Annotated in this window: 7 protein-coding genes; all 7 read left to right on the forward strand. The window is 47.3% G+C overall.

The features are described 5' to 3' along the window. The 7 genes from AC58UU_RS29080 (at position 1) to AC58UU_RS29110 (ending at position 8218) form a co-directional block, all read left to right on the forward strand. Positions 1 to 1461, forward strand: coding sequence for an alkaline phosphatase family protein (locus tag AC58UU_RS29080; RefSeq protein ID WP_497320757.1), 1461 nt, complete (start codon positions 1 to 3; stop codon positions 1459 to 1461). After that, positions 1454 to 2200, forward strand: coding sequence for a glycosyltransferase family 2 protein (locus tag AC58UU_RS29085; RefSeq protein ID WP_497320759.1), 747 nt, complete (start codon positions 1454 to 1456; stop codon positions 2198 to 2200). Before AC58UU_RS29080 ends, AC58UU_RS29085 begins: the two co-directional genes overlap by 8 nt. Next, the gene (locus tag AC58UU_RS29090; protein WP_497320761.1) at positions 2197 to 3723 is read left to right on the forward strand and encodes a nucleoporin-interacting protein; all 1527 of its coding nucleotides are present in this window, start codon (positions 2197 to 2199) and stop codon (positions 3721 to 3723) included. Before AC58UU_RS29085 ends, AC58UU_RS29090 begins: the two co-directional genes overlap by 4 nt. A 111-nt stretch (positions 3724 to 3834) precedes the next feature. Beyond that, positions 3835 to 4860 carry a hypothetical protein gene (locus AC58UU_RS29095; protein ID WP_497320763.1) on the forward strand — a complete coding sequence of 342 codons (1026 nt, stop codon included), beginning with the start codon at positions 3835 to 3837 and terminating at the stop codon, positions 4858 to 4860. A 44-nt stretch (positions 4861 to 4904) separates the two neighbouring features. Continuing rightward, positions 4905 to 6386 carry a copper amine oxidase N-terminal domain-containing protein gene (locus AC58UU_RS29100; RefSeq protein ID WP_497320764.1) on the forward strand — a complete coding sequence of 494 codons (1482 nt, stop codon included), beginning with the start codon at positions 4905 to 4907 and terminating at the stop codon, positions 6384 to 6386. Between the two features lie 89 nt (positions 6387 to 6475). Continuing rightward, the gene (locus AC58UU_RS29105; RefSeq protein ID WP_497320765.1) at positions 6476 to 7399 is read left to right on the forward strand and encodes an FTR1 family iron permease; all 924 of its coding nucleotides are present in this window, start codon (positions 6476 to 6478) and stop codon (positions 7397 to 7399) included. A gap of 21 nt (positions 7400 to 7420) precedes the next feature. Continuing rightward, positions 7421 to 8218, forward strand: a complete 798-nt coding sequence (locus AC58UU_RS29110) for a Rossmann-fold NAD(P)-binding domain-containing protein (RefSeq protein ID WP_497320766.1) — start codon at positions 7421 to 7423, stop codon at positions 8216 to 8218. The last annotated feature ends 351 nt before the right edge of the window (positions 8219 to 8569 follow it).

Consider the following 8569-nt stretch of genomic DNA (forward strand, 5'->3'; position numbering starts at 1 on the left):
ATGAAAAAAGCTTCATCGTTTGAAATAGTCGCAGCTCGATGCTGGAATTTGCTAAATGAGGGAAAACCATTTACCCCGATTTTCGTTGTGGGCGTCTTTCTGCTCTATCATATCGGCGTATGGTCCGATCCTAGTTTTTGGAGTGCCGCTGGTTTGGGGCTGCTCGTGACCCTCCCTCTTTTTGTGCTTTATTATTGCTTCGATTTTCCGCTTTTTTTGCGAAATTATTTATGGATGCCGTTAATTGCTGCGCTGCTGATTTGGGAGAGGTCTGATTTCTCGCTGTATTTGCTAGCGCTTGGGTTGTTCTACTTCTTTACGGTATATTTCTGGGGCACTTTTTACTATCATCTGAGAATTGGGACGACTTGGTGGAATTTCACACGTTTCTGGAAGCTTGTTCTGAAAAATAGTGACTCAACTAGCGGCAATGCGCAGGAGCAGATGCCTAAGTTCTTGCTGCTGCTTTTCGTTTGGAATCATTATTACCGTCAATTTGAGGCTGGCGTTTCCGCTGATGTGGGTACGGGGCTTCTATTTGCAGGCGGATTGCTGATATACAGCTTCATTCTCCACCGCTATTTGTTTGACTGGAAACCAGCCGAAATCCCTACGTACACACGCGATTCAAGCGATGTACAAGCTGGCGGACAAGCTCTGAACAAGAAGGTTATTGTGATTGTCGTGGACGGGATGCGCAAAGAGCGCTTTGAAGAAGCCGACGCGCCATTTATGAAGAAACTGCGAGCAGAAGGCACGGAGTATGCCCAAATGGAAACCGTATATCCTGCGCGTACCGTGGTATGTTTCTCTTCGATGTTCACGGGTACTTACCCGCGCGAGCATGGTATTCGCTCCAATATGGTTTGGAGGCTGGGTATTCGGGTTGAAAGTATTTTTGATTCGCTGCGTAAGGTTGGCAAAAAAGGGCGTTTGCTCGGCATAGCGCACTTAATCGACTCCATGGGAGACGATGTTGAGAGTGTGACCGCTGTGATGCACAACGATGTCGCAGATCGAAATATTATCGAACGGGCGAAGAAGATCATGGCCGAACAAAACCCGGATCTACTCGTTGCCCAATTGATTGGTGTTGACCAAACGGGCCACAGCCGAGGCGTTTTATATGACGATTACACGCAAAAAATCGCAGAAGCCGATAAATTAATTGAAGAATTCGTCGGCTGGCTTGAAGAGCGCGGCATGATGGAGAATACGACACTTATCATTTGTGCCGATCACGGGCAGGCTGATGGTATTGGCGGACATGGCCACTTGGATGAAGGTGAGCGTTATGTGCCTTTCTTCCTGCATGGTGGGGCGATTGAGGCGGGCAAACGCATTGATGAAAAGCATTCCCTCGTATCCATGGCTCCGACCCTAGCTTATCTACTGGGAGCGCCATTCCCGAGCCATAGTCGCGGACCAGTTCTAACGGAGGCTATCAAGCATCATGACTAAGAAGAAAATCATCGTTTTTATGCCTGCGCATAACGAAGAAGAGAATATCAGCGGGGTTATTGCCCGCGTGCCGAGAGCTTTCCACCCCCAGTTTGAGGTGGAGGTGCTCGTCATCGACGACGGGTCCAAGGACCGTACGGTCGTCGTAGCGCGGGAAGCGGGAGCCGACCATATCGTGTCGTTCCCGCACAATAAAGGGCTCGGCGCTGCCGTTCGTGAAGGGCTGAAGCAATGCTGCCTGCTAGGTGCCGACATTGGCATCATGATTGATGCGGATAATGAGTATCCGCCAGAGCAAATTCCCGATGTCCTTGCGCCTATCATCGCCAGGCGCGCGGACTACACCTTTGGCTCACGCTTCAAAGGGCAGATCCAAGGCATGAAGCTGCATCGCCGCTTAGGCAACTATACGTTCACACTGCTGCAGGCGATCCTGCTGCGCAGATGGATTTATGACGGCCAATCCGGGATGCGCGGGTTTTCCCGCGATGCAATGGAGAATGCCGTTATTGTCCACGATTATAACTATGCTCAGGTGCTTACGTTGAATCTGGTTCGCCAAGGATATCGCTTGGAAGAGATTCCGATCACCTATCAAGTTCGTACGAAGGGGCAATCCTTCATCAAATTCAGACAATATGTAACCTCCGTTCTTCCAGCGATCTATAAAGAAATGAGACGTCCTATCTCCAAGCGCATTGTGAATCCACAGATGAATCGAGATGATGCGGGCGTATGAGACGCAATGCTACATGGTTGGCGCTGTTCGCAGCTGTGGTTATTGCTGGAGTGACGTGCCTGAGTATTGTCTACGCCAGCCCCTTTGCGCGAACGTGGGACGAGGTCGATTTCACATTGGCTCTGCATAGGTATGATCTACTCGCTATGCAGCCTCATTTTCCGGGTTATCCGTATTTTATTCTAGGCGGATGGTTTATTAACCAGTGGATGAATAATCCCGTTAAAGCTTTATCTGTCTTCAATACCCTGGCAGCCTTAAGCTCCGCGCTTCCGATGTTTTTACTGGCAAACCGTCTGACGGGTAGCGGTATGAAGAGTCTTTTACTGCCTGCGCTCGTGTTAAGCAGCCCCTACATTTGGCTCATGTCCTCACGTCCCATGTCGGAGTGTGCGGGTATGGCCTTATTGTGGTGGTTTCTTTGGAGTATCCGCTTTGCGATGGATCGTCCCGGTTCCATGCTTCGCCATGGTCTGGCGCTGCTGATGTTCGGCTTCCTTATGGGGACACGCCTATCCTTCTTTCCATACGGTCTAGCGTTAGTGCCGCTCTGGTACGGAATTTGGCAGCACGGTGTGAGAGGATGGCAAAGATGGCTGAGACTGGGGTGCTCGGCCTTGGCTGCGCTGTTGTTTCAACTGCTTTGGATAGCTGGGTTGGTGCTTTCCGAAGGAACCCTAGCTGGCTTCTGGAAGCTTTCTGTAGCTTTCGTTGAAGGACACTTCTCCGAATGGGGCGGCGGCGTTATCTCTACCCCGATGCCGATTGGAGAAAGAATCTACCAGCTGATTGGACACAATTTACTGGGATCAGCCCTGCTAGGCGGTTCCCTTCTTATTGGCTTATGGCTTGTTATTATGGTTACTGCAGCGGTTATTGGTCGAAGATTCGCTCCTCCAAGTGTGCAGGGCAATGAGAATCGCCGTTATATCTTCTGGCTCGTTGGATGTGCCGTTTTGTATACCCTCTGGGCACTTTTTGGTCAAAACATTGAGAAACCGCGTCATATCGTTCCTGTCGTTGCCCCGATATTGCTTCTTATGTTTGCTTTTATTATCCGGACTGCAGAGGGATTAAGGACATCCACGCATGGAACACGTCTATTGAGAAAAGCGCCTATGATTCTATACGCCCTCCTCATTAGCCTCATATCCATTCAAGTCGTCTACGGGGCTCAGCTTCAGAAACGGCAGGCCTTGGAAGAGCCGGCAGTTTATCAGCTTCATGACTATGTAAGCAGCCTGCAAGAGCCTCTCCTGCTGTTTACATGGGAAGAAACGAGAGTTCTGCAGTACTTGCAGGCCGACTACGATCATCAGCGCATTTATACGTACGGGTACTTTCAAGCGTTGGCTGGGGCGAATCCCGAGCGGCGAGTGCTGCTAACCGATCATGTCGTTCAAGGCTTTGAGCAGCAAGGCAAATCGGTGATGGTGCATGTTAAGCAGCTTGCTGAGTTTAAGTCAGACGCGCTGTTTGATCCGGCTTATGCTCACGTCATTTTATATGAGTGGGTGCGTTAAGTCTGGGCTCCTCTTTTTAGTGGAGTAAAAAAATGGTTGACACAAATATGGACAATGATTATCATTATCAATGACAACAAGGTTCCAAACAATCATAACAGGGGTGAAGACATGAAACGATGGCTACTAGCCGGTTTGACTTTTGTTCTAGCGGCGTTGATCATCTTGCCGTCCTCCGCGTTGGCCTATTCGTATGGTGACGCCAATACAGAAGCAGTCGCTGAAACTTTTAAGCTGGTTCAAACCAGTGTAGGCGATGGTGCGGACAATTGGGGCGCTGCGGAAGGTGCTTACAAGGAGATTAGAGCAGAACTCGTATCGCACTTCGGCGAAGGAATAGCTGCCACACTGGATGCTAATTTCCAGGCCAAAGATAGTAAAGCAGTCATTGCTAATTTCAAAGCTGTCCTTGTGATGAACTTGGATCGACGGTTTACCTATGCTGTTAAAGGCATTGATGATTATGCAGAGTCTAAACTCTTGCTAGCCAAAGCTAAGGCAACCTTTGACACACTGGAGCCTTATGTGGGGGCGGGTTCGAGCGAAATTAATAAAGCTTTCGAAGCCGCACTTGAAGCGCTAGGGAATCCTGGATTGTTCGGTGTAGGGAAGAAGGATGTACAGCCAGATGTCTTCAAGGAAAAGGTCAATTTTATCTATGGTAAGGTGAAGCCTTTATTCCCTTATAAGGCTTACGTCAAGCCAGCTGCACCAAGTGAGTCTACTCCTGTTCCCAAACCGCAGGCAACAACTGCGCCGGTTAAGAACGAGGCAACGGTCAAGCCAGATCAACCAGCGTCAACGGTTAAAGATGCTAAACCGACAGAGACGAAGGCACCCGATGCAGCTGCAGCAGTGGAGACGAAGTCGCCTGAGCCTACTGCGACGGCTAGTGCTAGTCCAGCGCCAACCACAGAAGCGGCTCAGCCTACAGCGACTGTAGAAGCGCCGGCAAAAACATCTGAAGCAACAGGTTCTGATGCTAAACAAGCTGATTCGGCGAAAGAAGCGTCTGCACATGCACCTATGGAGCGTACCGATAAAACGAATCCGTTTATCAGCGTCGCTGTTATCGGAGGGGTTATCATACTTCTTGGCGGGGGCGTATGGTTCGCTCGTAAAAGAAAGTGGATTTAATTATTTCTTAAACAAACTTGAGATGAATAGAGGAGAAACTTATTATGCGTAAATTTCTAGCTGTAGCTTTAAGTGTTTCACTAGCTTTATCTAGCGTTGTTACCGTTACATCCGTTGCTTTTGCAGAAAGTAAATACCAAATCACAGAAGATCAATTGATCACTGCCTCCATCAAGTCTTTCACGGATATCAAAGCTCTTTTCACGGATAAAACGGTACTTGCAGATGTTCAGAAATTATACGTAGATAAATTCCAAACCGAAGTTAAACGCATTGATACAACCATTAAAGCAGACGATCCTAAGATCGATGCGAACATCACACTTGTCCTCGACAGTGCTATCAAAGGCGATTTGAAAGTCGACCAAGCGAAACAAGCGATTGATAAGGGTCTACAATGGTACTATTTCTTGGCTGTACGTGATTTGGTCAACAACCAAGTGCGTCCTGCATTGACCAAAGGCGATGTTGCCGGAGCGAAAGCGGCTTTTGATAAAGTTGTACAAATTTATGAAGCTGTTCTTGAACCAAACGTTGTGAAACGCGACGCGAAATATAGCTTAAACATGGTTTCACTTTTGAAAACAACGATTGAACTTATGCAAAAAGATATTAAAGAGAATAACTTAAATGAATTCAATGTTCACCGTCAATTCTTAGACAAAACGTTGATCAAAAACTACACACTCGCTACTTTTACATACGCAGAAAGCATTGCTACTAAGGCTCCTGCTGATCAACCTGCAGCGATTACAGAAGCTTACTTCCTCTACATGCCGGTATACACATACCTAAGAGGCGGTAGTATCGCAGATGCTAACTTCGTGAGAGATGCCTTCGCATCCGGCGATGCAAGCAAAATCAAAAAAGACGAAATCCAAGATGCGTTACACCGTACAATGATCGGTAAAGTATCCGAATATGTGAAGCAAGCATTCACGAAGCTTGAAGCTGGGGACCTGCAAGGTGCACGCGGATATGCGGCAGAAGGCAACATGTTCCTTGCTAGCCAAGAAGTTTTCTTAGGTAAAGAGAAGTATGCGGCTGCTGTTGAAGTGGCAACGAAATTCTCAAACGCTGTTGACGCATCTGATCTGGCTGCTGCACAAGAGTATGGCTTCCAAGTTCTTAAGTTCCAAGTTGGTAAAGATGGTTCAAGTTTGAAAATTGGCAGTAAGGATTACCAAGTAGACGGAAAAGCTTTCACAGCTGAGAATGCCCCTTTCATCAACGCAGAAAGCAGTCGCACATTAGTGCCGGTTCGTGTTATTGCACAAGCGATTCAAGCTCAAGTTGAATGGGTAGATGCAACGAAAACAGTTGTTATCACAAAAGATGGTAAGAAAACAGAAATTACATTAGGATCCGATCAAGTGGTAGAGAATGGTAAAGTGAATGAGAAAGTCAAACTAGATCAACCGGTTATTATCGAAAATGGCAGCTCCTTCATTCCATTGCGTGCAGTAGCTGAGTTGTTCAGCAAACGCGTATTCTACCAAAATGGTGAAATTATCATTCTTCGTTAATCATTTCGTTCATAGCGAAGACACTTGTGCCTAGTAGGCGCAAGTGTCTTTCAGCATGCAGGAGCAAGGAAGAGAACAGGGGGCAGATTATGGATTTACAGGCATTTCTCATTACATTTCGTGAGGCGCTTGAGGCCATTCTCATTGTTGGTGTAATCGTTACGTATTTAACTCGTATTGATGCCGTGCACTGGCATAAGTGGGTATGGATTGGTGTATTTTTGGCCTTGATCGTGAGTTACGGATTGGCCCTGGCTTTCCAGGTTTTATTGACCGGATTCGCCAGTATGGGCAGCCAAAATTACCTGAAAATCGGTATCATGCTCGTCTCTACTGGGCTGCTGACACATATGATCATGTTCATGGGCAAACAAAATAGTGAACTGCAAGGAAAGGTTCAGAGCAAGGTTGCACATATTCTAACCATTGGCGGCGCCATTAATATGGTTGTCCACTCGTTCTTAGTCGTTGTGCGCGAAGGCGTGGAAACGGTTTTCTTCTTTGCCGCAATTACGGGAGGAAATATACAGAAAGCACTCGAAAGCTGGGGAGCACTGGGTGGACTCATTCTGGCTGTCGTAATTGGCCTTCTCTTTTTCAAAGGGACGAAGAAAATTCGGCTGGGTACGTTCTTTCGCATAACCAGTGTGTTTCTGATGATGATTTCTGCGGGGTTGTTCGTGCAAGCCATCGGAATTATGCAGGACTTGGGTATTATTGGAAGTTTGTATCGGACAGCGGGACACCAAATCGGTGAAATATATAATATAACGGGATTTATGCCGGAGCATCCAATTGATGGTGTGCAATATCTCCGTGACATGGGTAAAGAGCCGCTTATTAACGGCCAAGTTGGCATTTTCTTCAAAGCTTTCCTAGGCTATACGCAGAACCCTTCATTGGAAGAATTCGTCGGTTACTGGGGATACTACTTCTTGGTATTCATCTTGCTTGCCGTTCAGAAGAAGCGTCATGAACAGGAGCAGGTAGAGGAAGAGAAAGTGGCTGCGTGATAGCTGTAGTAGGAATTTAGAATGGCTAAGCATAAGGAGCGAGGACTGATGACGATGAACATAGGAATTGTTGGATACGGTCATGTTGGGAAGGCCATACATGCTTTGTTTCCAAACGCTGCGGTTTATGATGCACCTATGCAGGTGGGCAGCCAAGCGGAGGTAAACAAAGGTGATGTCGTCTTCGTCTGTGTTCCGACTCCCTCGCTCCCGAGCGGCAAATGTGATACGTCCATTGTGGAAGAAGTGATCACTTGGCTGACAGCTAAAGTCATTGTGATTCGCTCGACAGTTCCCGTAGGGTTCACGGACGCTATGAAGGAGCGAACGGGGAAAAGAATCGTGTTCCAGCCGGAATACTATGGAGAAACCGTTGATCATCCTTTTTCGGATTTGCGTCATCGGTCGTGGCTTACATTTGGAGGCGAATCTGAGGACGTTAGCCTTGTGATCCGTGCCTATCAGCAGGTATACAACGCAGAAGTGAGAATCCGTCGGACGGATGCCCGCACAGCCGAAATGGCGAAGTATATGGAGAATTGCTTCCTTGCGCTTAAAGTGTCGTTTTGCAATGAGTTTTATGATATTGCCGGAGCACACGGGATTGATTACAATGAGCTGCGGGAGGTTTGGCTCGAGGACCCGAGAATCGGCCGCAGCCATACCTTCGTGTATGAGGATAGTCGCGGGTACGGCGGGAAATGCTTGCCGAAGGATGTTCATGCGCTGATTAGCATGGCGGACGAGAAAGAAGTTAATGCCGATTTAATGAAGTCTGTTCAACGGAAAAATAGCGATCTTCGTGCTTCGTTCGAGTGATCATATAGTAAAAGCCTCCATGTCCACGGATCGTTCGTGGGTTTGGAGGCTTTCTTTCATATCATAGATGCAGAAAGTGCATCAAATCATCGGCTATTTTTGATTTTGAGCGGCGATGATGCATTTTGTGCATCAAATATCGGCAGTTTGAACGAAAATGGGTAGAAATTGAATAATTTGATGCACTTTTTGCAGCAAATCTCTTGGAATCGCCAATATAGACTGAATTTGATGCACTATCTCCTAGGCCCCCTAAATAAACTGGAGTCCTCCCGTTAAATAAATTAAACTTATTTACAAAGGGGATGATCCGGGATGGGAAAAAGATTAGGAGAAGAAGTACGTTTGAAA

This window comes from Paenibacillus sp. JT22N1 (genome assembly GCF_059692155.1).

Bases quoted from the DNA above. Each gene is read 5' to 3' on its own strand.
- AC58UU_RS29080 (WP_497320757.1), top strand. From the start codon at position 1: ATGAAAAAAGCTTCATCGTTTGAAATAGTCGCAGCTCGATGCTGGAAT.
- AC58UU_RS29085 (WP_497320759.1), top strand. From the start codon at position 1,454: ATGACTAAGAAGAAAATCATCGTTTTTATGCCTGCGCATAACGAAGAA.
- AC58UU_RS29090 (WP_497320761.1), top strand. From the start codon at position 2,197: ATGAGACGCAATGCTACATGGTTGGCGCTGTTCGCAGCTGTGGTTATT.
- AC58UU_RS29095 (WP_497320763.1), top strand. From the start codon at position 3,835: ATGAAACGATGGCTACTAGCCGGTTTGACTTTTGTTCTAGCGGCGTTG.
- AC58UU_RS29100 (WP_497320764.1), top strand. From the start codon at position 4,905: ATGCGTAAATTTCTAGCTGTAGCTTTAAGTGTTTCACTAGCTTTATCT.
- AC58UU_RS29105 (WP_497320765.1), top strand. From the start codon at position 6,476: ATGGATTTACAGGCATTTCTCATTACATTTCGTGAGGCGCTTGAGGCC.
- AC58UU_RS29110 (WP_497320766.1), top strand. From the start codon at position 7,421: ATGGCTAAGCATAAGGAGCGAGGACTGATGACGATGAACATAGGAATT.